The following is a 20,102-nucleotide window of genomic DNA, read 5'->3' as shown; positions in this document are numbered from 1 at the left end:
TATATTTCCATAATAGTTCTTACACAACTATCTTAGGACAACGAGGAGTTGACGTGTTTCAATCGATCGAACGGAGCCGAGTAGCGAACGGAGGACGCGCACATCGGTCAGCTCGTCCTGGTGACGATTTGTCTGGGGACGCGTCGGAGAGGAAATCGCCTTACCGTTGCTGTACGATTTTGAGCGCGAGGTAAAAGAAACTCCCAGCAACGACCGCTGAAATTCCGAAGACGCCAAACATCGCCGCGAAAACGCCGTCGTGTTCGGTCAGCATCAGGTAGCTCTGGTTGACGACCTCGAAGAACACCGCGATGAGAAACAGGATGACGCCCATCACGATGGTGGACAGCAAGAGCGATCCTCGGAGGGTCTTGAGAACCCGATAGAGATGCTCGGTCGCGAGGGTCGAATCCGTCGTCGTTTGGGTAGACATTTCGTACCAGGGGTTTCACAACAGGTCGATATAAATCTTGTCTCGGCGTCGAACGGTACGGGTTCGAACCAGGAACGTGGTCAGTGCTCGTGATCCTCGCTGCCGCCAACTTTCTTCGAGTGACGCGCCCTGATTCGGGGATTGAACACGCGATCCATCCCCTGGGAAAAGAGGATCAATCCGAACGAGATGATGACGACTGCCATCATCGGCCAGAAGATCTGGTAGAAGTTCGCCATGTTGACCAGGGCGAACCCCTCGCTGTAGGCCGTGTCCATCATGATCCCCCAGTTCGCCGTCGTGAACGGCAACACGCCGAGGAAGTACAGCGCGACGGACTCGAAGATGACGCTGCGCCCCGCTTGCGCGGCGTTGATCAGGATGTACGGCATCAACTGCGGCGTGATGTCCCGGCTCAGGATCGTCGTCGACGGGATTCCCATCGTCCGGGACGCCTCCACGTAGGACTCCTCCCGGAGCGTCAGTACCTGTGAGCGGAGCGCTCGAGCGAGTCCCGGCCAGGCGTCGATGGCGAGGATGACGCCCACGAGCCAGGCCTCGCGGGGCGGGTAGATCGCCGCGATGACGATGACCAGTGGAATTGCCGGCATCGTCATCACGATGTCGGTAATCGACATCAGCACGGAGTCGGTCTTGCCGCCCTTGTATCCGGCCGTGATGCCGATCAGGATCGCGAGGCCGACGGAAACGAACGCGCCCGCCACGACCATCTCGATCATGTCCGGCGTCGAGTGGATCAACTGTCGGCCGATCGGTTCGCCGTAGTTTGTCGATCCCAGGGGTGCGTTGAACTCGACCCACGGGAACGACGCGGTCGTATCCATCCAGCCGCCTTCTTCCGTGATCGCGGCGAACCCGCCGTCGAACGGCTGGTGATTCGTTGGCGCCTGGTTCGTCGCGGGAGATTCGACGATCGTTACGTGTTCCAGGAGCCACCAGTTCGAGGTCGAGGCCTTCGCCACGACCCCGGTGAAAAAGAACAGCGAGATGACGAGGATGCCGACCCGAGTCCGCCAGTCGCTCCAGGCAACACGGCCGGGCGTGAGCACGTAGGCGTCGAGGAGCAATCCGAACCGTTCTCTCCGCGAGAGTTGCACTCTGTCGGCCTCGGCGAGTTGGCCGAACAACTGGTCGTCGCTGAGCTGTTCGCCGCCGTCTGTTGCCGTTTCCGTTTCGTCAGTATGCTTCACTCTGATCACCTGAACCCGCTCGTGGATCGACGATTCCGTACGTGAACTCCGCGATGAGGATGCCGATGAGCGTGACGATCGTGAAGAACAGGAACGATCCCATGAGCAACGGATAGTCACGCCGCATGATCGCGTCGTAGGTGTACCAGCCGACACCCGGATACGTAAAGATATACTCGAGAACGACGCTGCTCGAGAAGACGGCGGCGATACCGATCATCATCTGGGTGTACAGCGGCAAGATCGCGTTCCGGGCGACGTACCTGGTTGCAATCCGACTCGAGCTAATCCCTCGCAATCTGGCGACCCGGAGGTAATCCTCGCCCAGGATCCGCACGGAGTTGCCGCGCATGGCGAGCGCGCCGCCGCCGAAGCCGACGATGAAACTCGACATGATCGGGAGCGTCCCGTGATGAACGATACTCCACATGAATTCGGGATTGAGTCCCTGCTCGAGGCCCCTGCCGTATCGTCCACTCCCCGGGAACCAGCCGATATCGTACGCGAAGAACGCCAGGAAGAAGAAAGCTCCGACGTAGTACGGAATCGAGTTGAGGAAGGTGGCGGCCACCGTGGAGTAGCTGTCGAAGCGCGACCCTTCTCTGTAGGCCATCGCCGCTCCCAGCAGGATGTTCGCCGTGTATCCGAACGCCAGGCCGTAGACGCTGATGAAGATGGACCACGGCATCGCGGCGAACAGGATGTCGAACACCGGGTCGCCGTACTGGATCGACTGGCCGAAGTCCTGGTAGATGATGACGTCCCGGAGATACTCGACGTACTGGATGTAGATGGGTTTGTCCGGATCGAATCCCGTGTGGACTCGAATCATCTGATCGACCACTTCGGGATCGGCGGTCTGCCCGCTCCCTGCGAGCCGACGCTCGAACTCCGCGCGCATCGCGTCGGCCGGACTACCGGGCATCAGTCGAAACAGGGCGAACGTGATCGTCGTCACCGCGAGAAGCGTCACGAACGCGTGGGCGATGCGTTCCCAGTAGTATCGTAACCCGACGAGCATGCCCACGAGCGAGACGAGCCCGTTACGGATACGGTCTAGATACTGTCTCATGTACTGCTATCGTGTGTCGTCCGGATACTAATATAGTTTGTCCCACCGGTGGATTTTCGAACCGGTCGACGAACCGACACCAGATTTCAGTACGGCCCACCGCGTTATCGACACCGAATCAGCACGAATCCGCTCAACAGGGAGAGCACCGACAGTCCAACGACGTTCATCACCGTGACGACGTACGTCGGACTTCCGGGGTCGGCAGTGTAGAGCCAGATGATCGAGAGGCCGAGAAACCCGACCGAGAACGTGAACAGGAAGCGCCAGCCCTGCTCGTAGTCACAGAGGTGCTCGAGGAAACTTTTGTCGTATTTACCGGTCATGTGCCATACGATTCGTCGGGGCATGAAAACAGTTGCCCCGCCGTCGGCCACGGACTCAGTGCAACTCGTCGACCGACACCGACTCGTCGTCGTACAGCGGGTCGCTCTCCCAGTACTCGTGGGTCTCGTCCTCCCGGAAACAGGCCGCGACCGAGGCGCCGTCGGTCTCGAGGAGGGCCGGTTCCTCGCGCTGGCAGACCTCGCGGGCCTCCGGACAGCGCGTGTGGAACTCACAGCCACTCGGCGGATCCGTCGGATCGGGGATGTCGATCTCTCGAACCGGCGGTTTGGTCGACTGGGCCTCCTTCGCCGCGTCTGGGTCGAGGGGCGGCGTCGCCCATCGGAGGACCTTCGTGTACGGATGCTTCGGCTCGTGAATAATCTCCGCCGCCGGGCCGATTTCGACGAGGTTGCCCAGGTACATGATGCCGATTCGACCGCCGGACTTCTCGGTGAGATACCGTGCGTTCGAGAAGTCGTGAGAGATGAACAGGTAGGAGGTATCGAACATCTCCTGGAGGTTGAGCATCAGATCCATCATCTCCACGCGCAAGGAGACGTCGAGCGCGCTGACGGCCTCGTCGGCCAGGATGAGGTCCGGACTCATCAGAAGCGCCCGCAGGAGGACGACGCGCTGTTTCTCCCCGCCCGAGAGCTGGTGGGGGTACCGAAGGGCGTAGTCCTCCGCCGGCTTCATGCCGACCCGCTCGAGCAGGTTGTACACCACGGTCTCCCGATCCGTGGCGTTGAGGTCCGGCCGCCATCGCTTCAACGGCGCCGAGAGGCTCGTACGGACGGTTCGGCTGGGGTTGAGCGAGCTTCCCGGATCCTGGTGGATGATCTGCAGCGAGCGCCGAATCTCGTCGAAGTCGATCTCGCCGTCGCCGCGTCTGGCCTCCCAGATGTCCTGTCCCCGATACGCGACCGTTCCGCCCGTCGGCTCCTGGAGACCGATGGCGGTCTTTCCGAGCGTCGTCTTGCCGCACCCGGACTCGCCGACGAGCGCGATGACCTCGTTCTCTCTGATGTCGAGGGAGATGTCGTCGACCGCACGAACCGTCATGTCCTTGTCAAAGAGCCGATCGATGAACCCGGACTGGTCGAAGTGCACCTCGAGGTCGGTCAACGAGACGACGGTGTCCTCCTCGGAGACCGTCGCCTGATCTAGCTGGGCGTCGACGTTTTCGGTCCCGAGCGTGTAGGGAATCGCTTCAGCCGACTGTTCCCAGTGGAAACACGTCGCCTTCTGTACGTCGTCGACGTCGTGATACCCCGGGTCCTCGTTGATACACTTCGGCGTCGAGAGCGGACAGCGCGGTGCGTACGAACAGCCAGCCGGCGTGTCGACCGGATCCGGGCTCTCGCCTTCGATCGGGTGCATCTCCTCGAGGGGGGCGTCGACGCTCGGGACGGACTTCAGCAGGGCGCGCGTGTACGGATGGGCCGCCTCGCGAATAATCTGCTCGCTGGGCCCGTACTCGACGAACTCGAACGCGTACATCACCGCCAGTCGATCCGCCAGGCCGGCAACGAGCGGCAGGTCGTGAGTGATGAAGACGATGGTCAGATCGTACTCGTTCTGGAGCGTGTCCAGAAGGTTCATGATCGACCGCTGCATGAGCAAGTCGAGCGCGGCGGTCGGTTCGTCCATGACCAGCACCTGCGGCTCGAGGACGAGACTCAGGGCGATGAGCGCGCGCTGTTTCATGCCGCCGGAGAGCTCGTGCGGGTAGGAGTTGAGCACACGATCCGGGTCGAGATAGAGGTCCGCGAGAAGTTGGCGGGCGTGGGCCATCTGCTCGTCCATGTTCGCCCGGTGAGCGTGGATCGTCTCCTCGAAGTGGTCCCCGATCTTCATCGTCGGGTTGAACGAGCTCATGGCCCCCTGGAACACCATCGCGATCTCTTCCCAGCGGAACTTCTCGAGCTGGTCGTCGGTCAACGAGAGGACGTCCACGGGCTCTTCGCCGGGGGGACGGTAGGTAATTTCGCCGGTAGCGACGCCCGGATCGACGACCGCGTTGAGCAACGCCGAGGCGAACATCGACTTGCCGCTTCCACTCTCACCGATGATACCGAGCATCTCGTCGCGGTGGACGTCGAAGCTGACGGTATCGAGCACGCGAGAGGTTCCCCGATCCATGTCGAACGTTACGGAGACGTCGTGTACCTCTAGAATCGGTTCTTCTGTTGCGTTTCGATACTCGAGTTCGGATTTAGACTGTGTCATTTCGTTACCATCGATCTGATCTTGGTCGTGATAAGTTGCGTGTTATCGGTGTTCACTGCGTTCGTCTTCCTGAGGTACGTGTTTGAATATGAGCTATATAAACTTTGTCTGCATGGCGACAATGGTCCCTGCCGTGCCTTTCGAGGTGGTCGACGTGAGGACTATTCGCTGTCGAGCGCCCCGTCGAACCGCCCACAGACACGGGTAGCGGTCTCTCGAACCCGTTCGTCAGGGTCCGAGTCGGCGAGGTCGGCGACAGTCGACCGATCGCTCTCGGTCCCGGCGGTGCCGAGGGCAATTACCGCGTTCATCCGGACGGACGCGTCGTCGTCCGAGAGCAGGTCCCGAAGCGTCGGGCGTATCGACTCGAGCGATTCCGGCCGAGCCAACGCCGCGTCGGCGACCAATGCGACGCCGGCCCGCCGCCGATCGACGTCCGACGACTCGAGAAACCGAGACAGGTCGTTCGCGAACGGGGCCACCGCCTCACCGACGCACTCGGGTCGTTCGGCGTCGAGGGCGACCAGTGCATCCGCCGCGCGCCACGGAACCGGGTGTTTCGTGTCGGTCGCGACCCGTTCGGCGAGCTCAGACGCGAACGGCTCGACGGACGCCGGATACGCCGTCGCAAGGTCCTCGAGCACCTCGCAGGCGCCGGCTCGAATCAGGCGGTGGTCGTCCTCGAGGAGGGAAGCGATCGACGGCGCGGCGGATCGAACGGCTGCCGGATCGTCGGCGGCGAGCAGCGTGAGCGCCGCGATCGCGTGGAGGCGCGCCTGATCGCGCTGCTCTCGCTCCGGCTGAAGTGCTGCCGCCGCGTCCGATCTGCCGGCGGGGCCGCCGCGTTCGGCTCGAGCCGACGCGGGTGCAGAAATCGGATCGTCACAGATGGCGACGAGTGCGTCGACTGCCGGGGCGATCGATGCCGGCCGCGTGTGTGCGAGTTTCGCGATGGCGACGATGGCCGCCTCTCGCCCGGGTTCGGCCGGGTCGGTGCCGACCGATCGGAGCGCAGGGACCAGCCCGTCAACGACGTCAGGATGGTCGTCGGCGAACGCGGCGGCCGTCAACGCCGCTCGCTCGCGGACGTCGGCCGCGTCGTCGGTGAGGTGGGACTCGAGTCGGGCACCGACGCCGTCGGCGACCGTTGGCCGGTCCGAGACGAGGGTCCGATAGGCCTCGAACGCAGTCCGGCGGGCCTCCCTGGATTCGGACACCAGGAGGTCGGCGAGCTCGTCGATGTCGACCGTTTCCGGGTTCGATTCGATGGCGGTCCGAATCGCCTCGGCGCGTTCCCTGTACTCTCTCGACGACATGGTACGCAGTTACAACCATCTCGACTTATAATTGCTGCTCGGAACGCGGGCGGTCCGCCCGTAGCGACGACGGCGCCGGCCGGGTGTATGCTCGAGCGTAGAACCACGTCTCGAGCGTCTCGACTCCTCGAATGTATCGAGAATTCGAGTATCTCGATCCTGCGAGTCTCGACACTGGCGCTCTGCAGGTTCCGCAGGCTTCGACAGCCGATCTGACCGGAACAATAATGAGTAGGAGTTTCTAATACGTCTGCTATGACGACCGCATACGGTGACTTACGCGAGAGTCTGCAGAGCGTAGCGTTCACGACACCGACGCCGTTTAGCGCCGACCGTGATCGAGTACTCCACGAGAAAATCGAGCAGAACGCTCGAACGCTCTACGACGCGGGCGCTCGAACGTTCATCCCCTGTGGAAACACGGGCGAGTACTACTCGCTCTCCCAGGACGAACGAATCGACGTGATCCAATCGACGGTCGACGCCCTCCCCGACGACGCGACGGTCGTCGGTGGCGTCGGTGGCAGTGCGAAGAACGCCGTCGAACTGATCGAGGCGTACGAAGCGGCCGGAGTTGACGCCGTCATGGTCATGTACCCGAGACACACCTACGTACACGAGCAGGGGTTGATCGAGTACTACCGTACGCTCGCTGCGGCCACAGACCTCGGAATCGTCCTGTACAAGCGCGGCGACCTGCTCAGCGAGACGGTACTCGGCGAGCTCTCGACGATCGACAACGTCGTCGCCGTGAAGTACGCCGTCAACGACGTGAAACTCTTCTCTCGGCTGGTCCAGACGGTTCCGGGAGACGTCGAGTGGCTCAACGGCGTGGCCGAGCGATACGCGCTCGCGTACGCTATCGAGGGTGCCGACGGGTTCACCACCGGAATCGGGAACTTCGTCCCGAAACCAGTTCTGGCGCTCGACGAGGCGCTCTCGGCCGGCGACTGGGCTCGCGCCAGACAGCTCAAGGACGCGCTCCGACCGTTCGAAGATTTCAGGGAAGAACACGGTGGCGGGTCCGCGTTCAGTTCGGCAAAGAACGTACCGGTAGTGAAATACGGACAGGAGTTACAGGGAATGGCCGGCGGTCCCGTTCGTGAACCCCTCGTCGAACTCTCGAGCGACGATCGCGACCGCGTCGAACGGTACCTCGAGCGACTCGAGAGCCAGAACGAGACGATCTCTCTCGAGGCGTAACTCGAGCGAAGGGCTGTACAGTACGGCAGGGTAAGGTCCCTGGAGCACTCGCTCGCTGACCGCTCGCGTATCGATAGCCGCTGAACAGACAGGTGGTCGCTCTGTCCGGTCGTTCCGTGTATCGTTTCGCGAGGACGCTGGGTCGAACGCGCGCTTTCTCCACCCCCCGTGAGAGCGTTCCCTGATACCGAACGAAATGGGCCTACCCTGGCTCCTTTGACTCTTTACGGTAGATACTGCGGTCGAACCCCACGAACCCGATCCGCTCTTCGATTGCCCTGAGATAGCACACTGAAAGGTACTCGAGGTGATGAACTCGGCCTCGAATCGGAATCGAACGTACCAAAGCGCCCTGGTGTTCCCTCACACCGAACATCCATACTTTTGTAGGGAACGAAAATTGTAGATGACATTCCGATTAGCGTCGTCGGTCCGGAGGAGACGAGAACATTACATACCTAAGTCAGTAACGAGTGTGGTATCGTCTCACAATAGTGGCTCCCGGAAAACGGTGCGGTCCATCGTTCGAGCAAACGGGAGTCAGTCGAACACGAGCCAAATACTGAACAGTCCGACGAAGAGGGGCGATTACGAATAGATCACGTTGATTTCGATGACGCGAGCGGTATCCCGTACCAGTTCCGGGAGCGTCGATCGGAAGGTTTCGTCGTCGATTCGCTTCTTCGGACCGGAGACGCTGATCGAACCCAGCACCTCCTCGTCTGATTTGATCGGGGCAGCGACACACCGAAGCCCTTCGATCCGTTCGCCATCGTCGAACGCGAAGCCACGCTCCCGGATATCCTCGAGTCTGGCCGTGAGCGCTCCTCGATCGGTGACCGTATTCGAGGTCACTTCGGGGAGTCCGTACTCGTCGAGGATGGCCTCCCGTTCCGATTCGTCCATGTAAGCGAGAATCGCTTTGCCGACCGCTGTCGAGTGCAAGAACACGTGCGTTCCTACGTGAGAGTCCGTCGTAACCGCCTGTTTCGACCGGGCCTGATAGAGGTAGACGCCTTTGCCACCCTCTTCGACGACGATCTTGGCCGTTTCCCCCGTCTCTCTCGCGAGTTCGTCTATTTCGTCTTTCGCCATCCGGTAGAGGGGATGTTTGACCCTGGCGTGACCGCCCAGCTGGAGGGCTCGAAGGCCGACGGTGTAGAACCCGTCCTCGTTGATCAGGTATCCCTCGCTCGTCAGCGTCCGCAGGTGGCTGTGAATCGTGCTCTTCGACCGATCGAAGTGGGTGGCGAGTTCGGTCACGCCGGCCCCGTCTCGGCGACGAATCTCGTCCAGGATGTCGAGCGAAAGGTGCGTCGCTTGCACCTGGCCGCCGGGGGGGAGGGCTTCTTGGTTCATAGCGGGGAATGGGACTCGACCACAATAAACGTTCCTTACTGCCGAACACTTTCCGTGACGTTTCGTCATTTCAAACCCAATGTGTGCGAAACGGGCCCGTTCCGGGTCCGAGAGCTGTTCGTCGGGAAGTCCGTCGTGTCTGGCTCCGTGTTCGACGGGGCGAACGGACGCTAGTGGAGTCGACGTCACCGCTGGAATTGCGGTCCATCGATGGGATCGGGACCGTCGTCTCGGCTCGGCTACCCTCGAGTCGACGGTGGAAAACGGAGGTGGGTGCTACAACGCCGCGACGACTTCGATTTCGACGCCGATGTCGATCGGGAGGTCGGACACCTCGACCGCACACCGCGCCGGGAACGGTTCGGACATGTACTCGGCGTACACCTCGTTGACCGCGTCGTAGTTGTCCATGTCGGTGACGTACACGTTGGCCTTGATCACGTTGTCGAGTGACGCCCCTGCCGCCTCGAGGATGGCGCCGATGTTCTCGAGGGTCTGGGCCGTCTGGTCTCGAATGTCGTCGACCTCGACTTCCCTCGATTCGGGGTTCGCTGGCCCCTGTCCGGAGACGTAGACCGTGTCGCCGTGGACCATCGCTTGCGAGTACGGGCCGATACTGGCGGGCGCATCGTCGGTACTGACCTCTTTCATACGCTCTCGAGGACGGAGGCCCGATGAATAAATCCTCCTACTCGTCTCTCGTCTCTCGTCTTCCGTTTCTCCCCTCTCGCCTCTCAGCCATCGACTCTCGACTCTCGCCTCGAGTGGTAGTCGGTCCCCGCGCTACTCGCCATCACCGCTGACGTGTCCGCTTCTGGAAACGACGGCTACTGGTAGCCCTACGTCACCGACGTTCAGATGAGCCGAAGAGTTAAGCCGAATCGATCCATCGAACCAGACCGATGACGAAGGTCAGCGTCGACACGATGACGTACGAGGAGGCCGTCGACCGACTCCCCAACGACCCCGTCCCCGAGTTCTGGGTCGGAAGCCTCGAGGCGCTCGAGGATCGGTTGCGATCACTCGAGCGCGGGTCGATCGAAGAACTCCCCGACTCGGCCGGTGGCCGACCGATTCGATTGGTTACCTATGGGGCGTTCGAGGAACTCGAGTCGCGGGCGAATTTCAACTCGGCGGTCGCCTCCCGGGATCCGACGAACTACGCCGACAGAGAACGGCGCGAGAAGCCGGCCGTCTGCTTCGTCGGTCCCGTCCACGGCCACGAGGTCGAGGGACTGACCGGACTCTGTAACCTGCTGTCGATCCTCGAGACAGGTCAGGATATTCGGGGACGAGCACAGCCGACCCTCCGCGACCTCGCCGACGAATGCCGGGTCGTGATCCTCCCGTGTGGGAACCCCGACGGACTCGCTCGATTCGAACCGGACTCGCTACAGGGACTCACGCTGGCCGACCTCGAGTTCTGGGGACAGGGAACCTGGGCCGACGACCGCCTCATCGGGTGGCCCGACGCGAAACAGCAACACCCGATGACGGGCGACGACGTCGGCTTCCTCGGGTGTTACTTCAACGACGACGGGGTCAACCCGATGCACGACGAACCCTTCGATCCGATGGGGGTCGAAGCGCCAGCGATTCTCGACGTCGTTCGACGGGAGGCGCCGGACGTGACGGTGTCGCTCCACAGTCACGGTTACCCGCCGACGCTACACCGGCCGCAGTTCGTCCCCCTGCACAAACAGGCGGACTCGCGATCGATTCACCGGACGTACAATACGCTCCTCGCGGACCTCGACGTTCCCCGGCTGTACCTCCACGACGTCACCGGCGAATCCGGGCGGCCGGGGCCGAACTTCAATCTCGTGAGCGCGGCGTACCACGTCAGCGGCACGACCGGCGTACTCCACGAGTGTCCCCACGGCCTCTCCGGCGACGACGTGTTTCAGATCAGCCACGAGGGCATCCTGGACGTGCAACTCGCGTTCTACGAGGCGGTCTTTCGGCACGCGGTCGAACCGGCCGAGCCAGCCGGATCGTAGATGTGAACAGTCAGTATCGAGCGCCTCGAAGCGGAGCGCTCCAATTCGACTGAAGGAACGGCGAGTCTCGCTTGCGTCACTCCGCCATCGTGACGACGTAGCCGTCGAAGTTGAGGATGACCGACTGGGCCGTGTCCCCGAACAGCGCCTTACCGGTCGGGCTTCGTTTGCGTCCCAGGAGGAAGACGTAATCGCAGTCGTTCGCCGCCGCGACGTCGAGAATCGCGTCGGCCTGGTCGTTATCGTCTTCTACGTACTTCCCGACCGCTTCCGCCTCGAGAGCAAGGTCGGAGAGGAGGTCATTGATCGCCGTCTGGGCAACTTTCTCTGCGTATTCTTCGGGATCCGGTTCGAAACCCGACCGTTCGACTCGGTCGATCGTGCCGAGTACGTCGACGTCCTTCTCGTACTCCGATTCGGTCACGACGGTCAGGACGAGCAACGGCGCGTCGGTTGCTGCCGCGAGTTCGCCGGCTTCACGGATGACCTCGACGACTGCGTCGCTCGAGTCCGTCACCACGAGTGGTCGTTCCATGCGGTCACATTGCCCATTACGTACTAATCACTTGTGGCGGGGACGAAACATGTTCGGCCCTCGATCCCACTCGAGACGTTATTGCCTCCCTGTTAGTGGTGGTCGGTAAGTTTATGGTCGAACTCGCGGTCTCTCTGGACGAAGCGAGACCCACTGACACACAGAGTTATGAGTGACGGAAATTCGATTTCATCGACGATAACGACCGAAGCACAGCTAGAGGATCTCCTCTCTGAACCCTACCCCGAGGACGTCGAATTCGCGGAACAACTCGAGGGCGATATCATGGTTCTCGGTGCGGGCGGGAAGATGGGGCCGACGCTCATCAGGCGAATGCTCAGAGCAATCGGCGAGGCGGGATCCGATTCGACCGTGTACGCCGTCTCGCGGTACTCCGATTCCGCTGTCGAGGAGAGACTCCAGTCGTGGGGCGCCGAGACGATCCGGGCGGACCTCCTCGAGGAGGGCGCGCTCGAGTCGCTGCCGAACTGCGAGAACGTCATCTACCTGGTGGGCATGAAGTTCGGTACGACCGGCCAGGAGCCCAAAACCTGGGCGATCAACGCCTACCTCCCCGGCCGCGTCGCGAGCCGGTTCGCGGATTCGCGGATCACCGCGCTCTCGACGGGCAACGTCTACCCGCCGGTACCGGTCGACTCCGGCGGCTCGGTCGAGACGGACGAGACGGGGCCGGTGGGCGAGTACGCCCAGTCGTGTCTGGGACGCGAACGCGTCTTCCAGCACTTCTCGAAGGAGAACGGGACGCCCACGTGTCTCCTCCGGCTCAATTACGCCGTCGAGTTGCGCTACGGCGTGTTACTCGACCTCGCGAAGCGAGTGTACGCCGAAGACCCGGTTCCGCTCGAGATGGGCCACGTCAACGTGATCTGGCAGGGTGACGCCAACTCCGTCTGCTTCCGCTCCCTGGACCTGGCGGATTCACCGGCCGACATTCTGAACGTCACCGGGCCGAACGTCCTCTCGGTGCGCGACCTCGCCGAACAGTTCGCCGACGAATTCGGCTGCGACGTGACGTTCCAGGGCGAGGAGAAGGAGACGGCGTTACTCAACGACGCGAGTCGATGCCAGAAGCAGTTCGCGGTTCCGAAGATGCCGGTCGACGACGTCGTCGAACTCGTTGCCTCGTGGGTCGAACAGGACGGTCCCACCCTCGGCAAACCCACGAAGTTCCACGTCCGGGACGGCGAGTTCTGATCCGTAGACCGGATCCGATCCGGAACCGCTGTCTCGAGTGAAACAGTCCAACCCCTCGCAATACTCTCGAGCACCGAAAACGTGTAGTCGTTCGCGTCGGTACTGACGAGTGGATGGCCGACACCTATCTGAACTTCGTCGACGGGACGTGGACCGAAGCGTCTACCAGCGAAACGTTCGAAAACACGAATCCGGCCGACGTGAACGACACGATCGGCGTCTTTCAACGATCAGACGCCGAAGACGCCGAACGAGCGATTGACGCGGCCAATGCGGCCAAAGACGAGTGGGCCGCTACGCCGGGCCCCGGGCGCGGGCGCATCCTCCGAGAGACGTCGAAACGGCTCGCAGATCGCAAGGACGAGGCGACGACGGCGCTCGTCAGGGAAGAAGGAAAGACTGAGCCCGAGGCGGCGGGCGAGGTCCAGCGAGCGATCGACATCTTCGCCTACTACGGCGAGAAGGCCGCCGATATCGGGGGCACGGTGAAGTCCTCGAGCAGTCAGGACACCCGTCTGTACTCAGTCGACGAACCGCTGGGCGTCGCGGCGTTGATCACGCCGTGGAACTACCCGATCGCGATCCCGGCCTGGAAACTCGCACCGGCGCTGGCCGCCGGCAACGCCGTCGTCTTCAAACCCGCCTCGCTCGCTCCCAACGTCGCGAGGATCCTCGTCGAGTGCCTCGAGGACGCCGGACTGCCGGACGGCGTCGTCAATTACGTCACCGGTCCCGGGAGCGCGGTCGGCTCGACGTTCGCGACCCACGAGGACGTCGACGCCGTCTCGTTCACCGGCAGCGCGAAGGTCGGCGACACGGTGCATCAGCAGGCGACCGAGGACCAGAAGCGCGTCCAGCTCGAGATGGGTGGCAAGAACCCGGTCGTCGTCACCGCCAGCGCCGACGTCGAGGAGGCCGCCGACATCGCCGCCGGCGGTGCGTTCGGGGTAACCGGCCAGGCCTGCACCGCGACCTCGCGGGCGATCGTTCACGAGTCGCTCTACGACGAGTTCGTGGAAGCCCTCGTCGACCGGGCGGAATCGCTAACGGTCGGCGACGGTCTCGACGGAGCGGACGTCGGACCGCACGTGAGCGAGAGCGAACTCGAGAGCACCCTCGAGTACGTCGACGTCGGGACGAGAGAGGGCGCGACCCTCGAGACGGGCGGGGAGCGCCTCACCGAGGGCGACCACGCGAACGGCTACTACGTCGAGCCAACGGTGTTCTCCGACGTCGCACCCGAGATGCGGATCGCCCAGGAGGAGATTTTCGGCCCCGTTCTCGGCGTTATCCCGGCGGCGACGTACGACGAGGCCGTCGAGATCGCCAACGACGTCGAGTACGGCCTGTCGGCCAGCATCGTCACGAACGATCTCCGCGAGTCGAACGCGTTCGTCGACGACGTCGAGGCGGGCGTCGTCAAGGTGAATCAGCAGACGACGGGGCTGGAACTCCACGTCCCCTTCGGCGGCATGAAAGCGTCCTCGAGCGAAACCTATCGCGAGCAGGGCGACGCCGGTCTCGACTTCTTCACCATCAGCAAGACGGTGTACGTGGGCTATTGAGGGCTGAAACCCGATCACACGTCTCGATTGACTGATCCCGTCGTCTTCGTTTTGGACGAGTCTCGAGAGAGTGTGAGCCGTCTCAGCGAGGAGGTACACGCAATCCAGTGGGACGCTCCGGTCAGCAGCCGTCGTCCACGGTCTCTGCTCGAGCACATCTGTCCGCGAACGTGGCGCTTCCACGTGCGAGCGACGCGAGGGGCTTCTCGGTGAGGCCGTTCTCGCAGATGAGCCACTCGGTGCCCACCGACGCCGCTGCTGACGCGCAGGCGTCGACGTTGACGACACCGTCCCCGACGTCGACGTGGAGCAGGGACTCGTCCCCCGGTACCGTGTCCGTGAGGTGAACGAGCGGTGCCTTCCCGCCGTACACTCCAGCAACTCGAGGGGATCGTAGCCGGCGTGAGCCGCGAGGCCGACGTCCGGTTCGAATCCGAAGCGCCCGTCGGCGCAATCGGCGAACCGCTCGAAAGCGACCCTCCCGTCGACGACGTCGAACTCGAACGTGTGGTTGTGATAGAGCAGGTCGAGGTCGTGTACGTCGAGTTCGACGGCGACGTCGGCGAGGCGACCGGCGGCCGCTTCGATCCCTTCGACCGACTGGAAGGCACGTGCGTCGTACGACGGAACGACGACCCTGGAAACGTCGACCGACTCGCACGCGCTCACGACGTCGTCGAACTCGTCTTCGATCCGGTCGACGTCGACGTGTACACCGGCGACAGCGAGGTCCGTCTCGACGAGTGCGTCCACCGTTCGTTCGAGGGCCGATTCGTCCGCGAAGGAGTCGAAGTGAGCGTCGTAGAGTTCGACGCCCTCGAAGGTGGTGTCAGCCACGCGCGAGAGCGTCTCCCGGATCGGCTCCTCGAGGCCTCGCAGCGTGTACAGCTGTATCGCCGTGCGTACCATACTCCGAAGATGTCGAGGTGGGGTAAAAAGTACTGTTGCACGGCCCCATCTCTGTCGAGAGTGCTCTCTTGTGCGTTCGACCCACTGACCGAACGTCGTGGTACCGGTCGCGTCGAAACGAGTCGCGGCCCGTCCTCGAGTTACTCGTCGACGGCCTCTCGATGGTGGACTCGAGGCGTGAGTCGACAATCAGCTGTCCGAACTGCAGTCGTCCGGATTTCCGATATCGTCTGGCCCGGCATCCGTCGGGACGAGTTCCCCGTCCTCGACGAACCCTTCCGGTCTACCCGCAAGCTGGTCGATCATCGCGATTCGGGCGCGCTCGAGATCGCTCGCGTGTTCGGCCTCGCTCGAGAGGTCGCGCTCCTCGCCCGGATCGTGTGCGAGGTCGAAGAGCAGTTCGCTGTCGGTTACGGGGTTCCAGACGTACTTGAACCGACCGTCGACCAAGTACTGGGTGCCGTTCTCCGGATCGTAGCTCCCGGCGGCGTGCTCGCCGTGGTACCACTCGCGCCAGTCCTCGCGGTCGGGGTCGCGAACGAGGTCGAGCAGGTTTCGTCCCTCGACGGCGTCCGGAACGTCGACGTCGGCGACCGATAGGAGCGTCGGCATCACGTCCTCGAGTCCGACGGGCCGGTCGATGAGCCGCTCCTGTGGGAGCCCCATCGAGTCGGGGAACCGCAGCAGGAGTGGGACGCGAGCCGAGCCCTCGTAAGCGTAGGTCTTTCGCCACATGTGGTGATCGCCGAGCATCTCGCCGTGATCGGAGCAGAACACGACGAACGTGTTGTCGCGTTCGCCAATCAGACGGAGTTTTTCGAGGACGCGTTTGATCTGATGATCGATGTGGGTAATGAGACCGTAGTAGGCCGCCCGCGCCCGGTGGACGACCATCGGCGGAAGGTCGGCGACCCAGGCGCTGATCCCCGGATAGTCGGGTATCTTCTCGCCGTGTTCGTCGTCGACCCAGTCGCCCATGTACGGCTCCGGGGTATCGCGGTCGACGTACATGTCCCAGTACACCTGCGGCGGATCGAACGGCGTGTGCGGGCGGACGTAAGACAGGTTGAGGAAGAACGGGCGGGAGTCATCCCGCTGATCGAGGAATTCGATCGCTCGCCTGGTCGTCCAGTTCGTCGGGTGCTGGTACTCCTCGAGGTGCCACGGCCGCGAATCCCAGGAGTTTCGCCCGAGTCCGTGGGCAAGCTCGTCGCACTGACCGTCGGTCTCTTGTTCGAGCCAGCGAGCGTAGTCGTCGTCGGGGTGGGCGTGAAGCGCCTCGTGCTGGTCCATGCTCTCGAAGCCGACGTGATTGCGAATCGGGAGCGAGTGGATCTTGCCGGCGAGCTTGGTCTGGTAGCCCGCGTCGCGAAGCTCCTGGGGGAGCGTGTGTTCGAACTCCCACGGCGTCGTTACCCATCCGGGCGCACCGTTGGTGTACGGCGTCTGCCCGGTAAGCAGTGATCGGCGTGCGGGGATGCACGATGGAGCGGGCGTATACGCCCGGGTAAACATCGCCCCCTTCCGGACGAAACTGTCGATGTTCGGTGTGTGGAGGAGCGATCGGCCGTCGGCATCGGTCGGCGCGTGCGGATCCGCACCGATACAGTCGCCTCGCTGCTGATCGGTAACGATACACAGGATGTTCGGGCGCTCCGACATACTGCACGTCACTGACGGGGGCACCATAAGTTTACGTCCCCCTTCAGACCTTTCCGACGGACATTTGGGGCGTTTCCGACTCGTGCGTACGCCACTGCGACGTACGCATCTCGAGAATTCTCGACGGAGAACGGCTGGAACCGGACCGACCGTCTCTGACGCCGGCCCACGGTCGTCCTGACGGCGTCGTTCGGTGTGTCGACTCGATTCTCGACCGAGCGGTTCGGACCATGGGTCGACTCGCGTGCGAGGGTCTATTATCGGTGGTGCGGTTCGCTCGACTTCAAAAGCGGTTATCTCCTCTTCATTCGAGTCGCCGCTCGAGTGGCGACCACCAGTAGGTGCTCACGAGACTACTCGAGGACGGAGCTTCCGAACTGTCCGGAACGGAACTGACCCAGTATAGTAGTCGTCGAGACGATTTAGCCACCTGTTGCAGGCAGTCGGTCGGAACCAGCCGTTCCGGCCCTCCAGTCGCGACTGGGGTGCAACGACGTTCAACGCCTGCTATAGTTGAACGCGGTAGCAGACTGTTAGGCCTCGCTCGGGTTCGTGTCTTCGTCTTCGTTCACCCTCGTCAAACGGTGCTGGACGTAGAACCGGAAGTAGATCGTCCAGATCAGGGCGAACACGAACATGATTCCGAAGAACGGTGGTCCCTCGACGTCGTACGTCATCACCACGAATCCGCCGCTGATCAGGACGCCGAGGTTGTACATGAACATGGCTCCGTCAGCTATCGTGAGCTTCATGGGCTACCTAGTCCGGAAGCCCGTAAAAATGAGGGGGTTCGTCGAGCCTGCACGCTCTGACGGAGAGCCCCGACCGGTCGAGAATCTCTCGGGTCCTCCCGGTGTGATTGCCCTCGAGGGGCGAAGGCGATCACAGCGACGTCAGATTGATCTCGATGACGTTGACGCTCCGCCTGATCAATTCCGAGAGGTCGCCACGAAGCCGACCTTCGCCCATTCGGCTGGCCGGTCCGATGACGCTCAACGCGCCCAGCACCGTCCCCGACTGGTCCGTGACCGGCGCACCGACGCCGACGAGCCCCTGTATCGTTTCCCCTTCGTTGTACGCGATGCCGCGTTCTCTCACCGCCTCGAGTGTCTCGAAGAGATCGTCGGTATCGGTGATCGTTCGGTCCGTCTGCTCGGACAGTCCTCGTTCCTCGACGATTGCCTCGACGCGTCCTTCGGGAAGGTGAGCGAGGATCGCTTTGCCGACGGCCGTGTGGTGGAGTTCGCTCCGGTAGCCGACGTGCAGCGGCGTCTGTACCGCCCGTTCGCCGTACGCGACGTGGAGGCAGACGCCGACGCCGTGTTCTTCGACGGTGAACAGCGCCGTCTCGCCGCTTCGTTCTGCCAGTTTATCGACCTCCGTTCGCGCGACATCGAGCGTCGAAACCCGCGATTTGGCCCGGTGGGCGACGTCGAGAAAGCAGAGACCGAGGTGGTACGTTTCTTCGGCATCCTTGATCACGTAGTCGTTCGCCTCGAGCGTCGCGAGGTGATTGTGGACGGTCCCCTTCGTAACGTCGAGCTCCCTGGCGATTTCCGTGACTCCCGCGCCGCCGTTCTCGCGGAGAACCTCGACGATGTCCAGGGTCGTCTGCACCGCCTGGATTCGTTTTTTCTCGTTCGAGTCCTCCCGACGCTGGGGCATGTTCTCGCGATACGTTCCTGATTCCCTTAACTGTTCAGTCCTGGTAAACCAGACGGTTACTCGAGACTCGAAACTCGAGGCTCGAGATTCAAGACCGTACGCTTCGCTTCGACGACGAGTGAGTCGAAAACCGAAAACCGAAAACCGACAACCGACAATCGAATTCGAAATACTGGAAATCGGAAACTGGAACCGGAACCGCCTCACTACGGCCGGAGAACCGCCTTGACGACGCCATCGCGCCGTTCACGAACGGTCTCGAGCGCCGTCTCGAACTCCTCGAGTGGGAACTCGTGTGTGACGACGCCGTCGATCGTCAGGTCGTCGCGCCGGAACAGTTCGATCACCTCGTCGACCGCGTGGGAGGCGGTCACGCCACCGACGACGGTCAGTTCCTTCGCGACGATCTGGTCCGGGTCGAGTTCCTTTCGCTGGCCGAAGACGCCAGTCAGGACGATCTTCCCCTGCTTGGCCGCGCTCTGGACGCACGTGTCGAGGACGTCGCCAGCCCCGGCGGCCTCGACGCAGACGTCGACGCCCTTCCCGTCCGTATGCTCCATGATCGCCTCGACGGGGTCCTCCTCGTAGACGTTGACCGTGCGCGTCGCTCCGAGGCGTTTCCCAGCCTCGAGTCGTGCCTCGCGCGTGCCCGTCAGGACGACGTCCTTCACGCCCTGTGCTCGCAGGAGTTGCACGCCGTAGAGACCGAGCGACCCCGGTCCGAGGACGGCGGCGGAATCGGTGAACGACGTCTGAACGCGCTGGAGGGCGTGGAGCGTACATCCCGCCGAGTCGATCTGGCTCGCCTCGACGTCGGAGACGTCGTCCGGGAGCGGCGTCAACGTGTACGCCGGCCAGGCGGCGTACTTTCGATAGCCGCCGTCGACCGTGAACCCGATCTCCTGCAGGTCCGTACACTGGTAGTACCGACCGTCCCGACACGCCTCGCAGGTTCCACAGTAAACGAACCCGTGGAGCGCGACTCGTTGTCCGACCTCGAGGTGGTCGACGCCCTCGCCGAGTTCGACGACCTCTCCGGCGACCTCGTGGCCGAGCACGACCGGGTAATCGGTCCACGGCGGCCCCTCTCCCTCGATGAGGCCGACGTCGCTGCCACAAATTCCGATCGCACTGACGCGAACCAGCGCCTCGCCGGGTGCTGGTTCGGGAACGTCGCGTTCTTCGGCCCATACGTCACCGGTTCCGTCGGTGACGACCGCCTGTTGTCCCTCCGTTCGATCGACGTTCATGTCGTCGACTTCACCTCATTACCGTGTTCGCTCGCGTCCATTGTCGCCGCGTGAACGACGTCCGAAACGGCCGTTTCGAACGACGGCCGAAGCGAGTCATCCGATCGACGTTTGCCACCGGAAAGCCGGCTACTGCCGGCAGTCCTGGTGA

18 protein-coding genes are annotated in these 20,102 nt (G+C 62.7%); 4 read left to right on the top strand and 14 right to left on the bottom strand.

Translation table 11 applies throughout. From position 1 onward, the window contains the following. Window positions 1-160: 160 nt before the first annotated feature. The 6 genes from J1N60_RS12580 to J1N60_RS12555 all read right to left on the bottom strand — a co-directional run bounded on the left by J1N60_RS12580 (window position 161) and on the right by J1N60_RS12555 (window position 6,588). Window positions 161-433 carry a hypothetical protein gene (locus J1N60_RS12580; protein ID WP_312907888.1) on the bottom strand — a complete coding sequence of 91 codons (273 nt, stop codon included), beginning with the start codon at window positions 431-433 and terminating at the stop codon, window positions 161-163. An 80-nt stretch (window positions 434-513) separates the two neighbouring features. Further along, entirely contained in the window at window positions 514-1,644 is a 1,131-nt protein-coding gene (locus J1N60_RS12575) for an ABC transporter permease (RefSeq protein WP_312907886.1), read from the bottom strand. Then, a complete protein-coding gene (locus J1N60_RS12570; RefSeq protein ID WP_425499353.1) occupies window positions 1,631-2,665 on the bottom strand; it encodes an ABC transporter permease in 1,035 nt (344 codons plus the stop codon). The genes J1N60_RS12575 and J1N60_RS12570 overlap by 14 nt, the downstream gene beginning before the upstream one ends. 155 nt (window positions 2,666-2,820) lie before the next feature. Continuing rightward, window positions 2,821-3,042, bottom strand: coding sequence for a hypothetical protein (locus tag J1N60_RS12565; RefSeq protein ID WP_312907882.1), 222 nt, complete (start codon window positions 3,040-3,042; stop codon window positions 2,821-2,823). Between the two features lie 55 nt (window positions 3,043-3,097). Then, window positions 3,098-5,272: an ABC transporter ATP-binding protein gene (locus J1N60_RS12560; RefSeq protein ID WP_312907880.1), complete on the bottom strand. Its 2,175-nt coding sequence runs from the start codon at window positions 5,270-5,272 to the stop codon at window positions 3,098-3,100. A 161-nt stretch (window positions 5,273-5,433) separates the two neighbouring features. Next, entirely contained in the window at window positions 5,434-6,588 is a 1,155-nt protein-coding gene (locus tag J1N60_RS12555; protein WP_312907878.1) for a HEAT repeat domain-containing protein, read from the bottom strand. Between the two features lie 255 nt (window positions 6,589-6,843). Here J1N60_RS12555 and J1N60_RS12550 point away from each other — a divergent pair, with 255 nt between their 5' ends. Beyond that, window positions 6,844-7,791, top strand: coding sequence for a dihydrodipicolinate synthase family protein (locus tag J1N60_RS12550; RefSeq protein ID WP_312907876.1), 948 nt, complete (start codon window positions 6,844-6,846; stop codon window positions 7,789-7,791). Window positions 7,792-8,379: 588 nt separating this feature from the next. Here J1N60_RS12550 and J1N60_RS12545 read toward each other — a convergent pair. Together J1N60_RS12545 and J1N60_RS12540 are read right to left on the bottom strand one after the other, a co-directional pair. Further along, window positions 8,380-9,150, bottom strand: a complete 771-nt coding sequence (locus tag J1N60_RS12545; protein WP_312907874.1) for an IclR family transcriptional regulator — start codon at window positions 9,148-9,150, stop codon at window positions 8,380-8,382. Between the two features lie 276 nt (window positions 9,151-9,426). Further along, on the bottom strand, window positions 9,427-9,801 hold the full coding sequence (locus J1N60_RS12540; protein WP_312907872.1) for a RidA family protein: 375 nt from the start codon (window positions 9,799-9,801) through the stop codon (window positions 9,427-9,429). A 251-nt stretch (window positions 9,802-10,052) separates the two neighbouring features. On the opposite strand from J1N60_RS12540, the gene J1N60_RS12535 reads away from it, so the two are divergent. Next, the gene (locus J1N60_RS12535; RefSeq protein WP_312907870.1) at window positions 10,053-11,150 is read left to right on the top strand and encodes a M14 family zinc carboxypeptidase; all 1,098 of its coding nucleotides are present in this window, start codon (window positions 10,053-10,055) and stop codon (window positions 11,148-11,150) included. Between the two features lie 76 nt (window positions 11,151-11,226). Here the strand turns inward: J1N60_RS12535 and J1N60_RS12530 are convergent, their stop codons facing one another. Then, window positions 11,227-11,685, bottom strand: a complete 459-nt coding sequence (locus J1N60_RS12530; protein WP_312907868.1) for a universal stress protein — start codon at window positions 11,683-11,685, stop codon at window positions 11,227-11,229. 168 nt (window positions 11,686-11,853) lie between these two features. On the opposite strand from J1N60_RS12530, the gene J1N60_RS12525 reads away from it, so the two are divergent. Next, window positions 11,854-12,900 (top strand): NAD-dependent epimerase/dehydratase family protein, encoded by a 1,047-nt coding sequence (locus J1N60_RS12525; protein WP_312907866.1) that lies wholly within the window; start codon window positions 11,854-11,856, stop codon window positions 12,898-12,900. A 113-nt stretch (window positions 12,901-13,013) separates the two neighbouring features. Beyond that, a complete protein-coding gene (gene xacF / locus J1N60_RS12520) occupies window positions 13,014-14,465 on the top strand; it encodes a 2,5-dioxovalerate dehydrogenase (protein ID WP_312907864.1) in 1,452 nt (483 codons plus the stop codon). 121 nt (window positions 14,466-14,586) lie between these two features. Here xacF and J1N60_RS12515 read toward each other — a convergent pair whose 3' ends face one another. From J1N60_RS12515 to J1N60_RS12495, 5 genes are all read right to left on the bottom strand, one after another. Then, entirely contained in the window at window positions 14,587-14,838 is a 252-nt protein-coding gene (locus tag J1N60_RS12515) for a hypothetical protein (protein ID WP_312907862.1), read from the bottom strand. A 725-nt stretch (window positions 14,839-15,563) separates the two neighbouring features. Beyond that, on the bottom strand, window positions 15,564-17,036 hold the full coding sequence (locus J1N60_RS12510; protein ID WP_312907860.1) for an arylsulfatase: 1,473 nt from the start codon (window positions 17,034-17,036) through the stop codon (window positions 15,564-15,566). Between the two features lie 533 nt (window positions 17,037-17,569). Next, window positions 17,570-17,788 (bottom strand): DUF8074 family membrane protein, encoded by a 219-nt coding sequence (locus J1N60_RS12505; RefSeq protein WP_312907858.1) that lies wholly within the window; start codon window positions 17,786-17,788, stop codon window positions 17,570-17,572. Between the two features lie 130 nt (window positions 17,789-17,918). Continuing rightward, on the bottom strand, window positions 17,919-18,701 hold the full coding sequence (locus J1N60_RS12500) for an IclR family transcriptional regulator (protein WP_312907856.1): 783 nt from the start codon (window positions 18,699-18,701) through the stop codon (window positions 17,919-17,921). A gap of 206 nt (window positions 18,702-18,907) precedes the next feature. Next, on the bottom strand, window positions 18,908-19,951 hold the full coding sequence (locus J1N60_RS12495) for a zinc-dependent alcohol dehydrogenase (protein WP_312907854.1): 1,044 nt from the start codon (window positions 19,949-19,951) through the stop codon (window positions 18,908-18,910). Between the last annotated feature and the right edge of the window lie 151 nt (window positions 19,952-20,102).

Origin of the sequence: Natronosalvus caseinilyticus, assembly GCF_017357105.1 — an archaeon.
Classification (GTDB): Archaea; Halobacteriota; Halobacteria; order Halobacteriales; family Natrialbaceae; genus Natronosalvus; species Natronosalvus caseinilyticus.
Note: the sequence above shows the minus strand (reverse complement) of the source record. Positions and strands in the feature narration are given on the sequence as shown.

Excerpts from the sequence above, each read along its gene's own strand:
- J1N60_RS12570 (WP_425499353.1), bottom strand. The coding sequence starts at position 2,665 with ATGCTCGTCGGGTTACGATACTACTGGGAACGCATCGCCCACGCGTTC.
- J1N60_RS12565 (WP_312907882.1), bottom strand. The coding sequence starts at position 3,042 with ATGACCGGTAAATACGACAAAAGTTTCCTCGAGCACCTCTGTGACTAC.
- xacF (WP_312907864.1), top strand. The coding sequence starts at position 13,014 with ATGGCCGACACCTATCTGAACTTCGTCGACGGGACGTGGACCGAAGCG.
- J1N60_RS12505 (WP_312907858.1), bottom strand. The coding sequence starts at position 17,788 with ATGAAGCTCACGATAGCTGACGGAGCCATGTTCATGTACAACCTCGGC.
- J1N60_RS12535 (WP_312907870.1), top strand. The coding sequence starts at position 10,053 with ATGACGAAGGTCAGCGTCGACACGATGACGTACGAGGAGGCCGTCGAC.
- J1N60_RS12550 (WP_312907876.1), top strand. The coding sequence starts at position 6,844 with ATGACGACCGCATACGGTGACTTACGCGAGAGTCTGCAGAGCGTAGCG.
- J1N60_RS12530 (WP_312907868.1), bottom strand. The coding sequence starts at position 11,685 with ATGGAACGACCACTCGTGGTGACGGACTCGAGCGACGCAGTCGTCGAG.
- J1N60_RS12495 (WP_312907854.1), bottom strand. The coding sequence starts at position 19,951 with ATGAACGTCGATCGAACGGAGGGACAACAGGCGGTCGTCACCGACGGA.
- J1N60_RS12560 (WP_312907880.1), bottom strand. The coding sequence starts at position 5,272 with ATGACACAGTCTAAATCCGAACTCGAGTATCGAAACGCAACAGAAGAA.
- J1N60_RS12545 (WP_312907874.1), bottom strand. The coding sequence starts at position 9,150 with ATGAACCAAGAAGCCCTCCCCCCCGGCGGCCAGGTGCAAGCGACGCAC.
- J1N60_RS12510 (WP_312907860.1), bottom strand. The coding sequence starts at position 17,036 with ATGTCGGAGCGCCCGAACATCCTGTGTATCGTTACCGATCAGCAGCGA.
- J1N60_RS12555 (WP_312907878.1), bottom strand. The coding sequence starts at position 6,588 with ATGTCGTCGAGAGAGTACAGGGAACGCGCCGAGGCGATTCGGACCGCC.
- J1N60_RS12540 (WP_312907872.1), bottom strand. The coding sequence starts at position 9,801 with ATGAAAGAGGTCAGTACCGACGATGCGCCCGCCAGTATCGGCCCGTAC.
- J1N60_RS12525 (WP_312907866.1), top strand. The coding sequence starts at position 11,854 with ATGAGTGACGGAAATTCGATTTCATCGACGATAACGACCGAAGCACAG.
- J1N60_RS12580 (WP_312907888.1), bottom strand. The coding sequence starts at position 433 with ATGTCTACCCAAACGACGACGGATTCGACCCTCGCGACCGAGCATCTC.
- J1N60_RS12500 (WP_312907856.1), bottom strand. The coding sequence starts at position 18,701 with ATGCCCCAGCGTCGGGAGGACTCGAACGAGAAAAAACGAATCCAGGCG.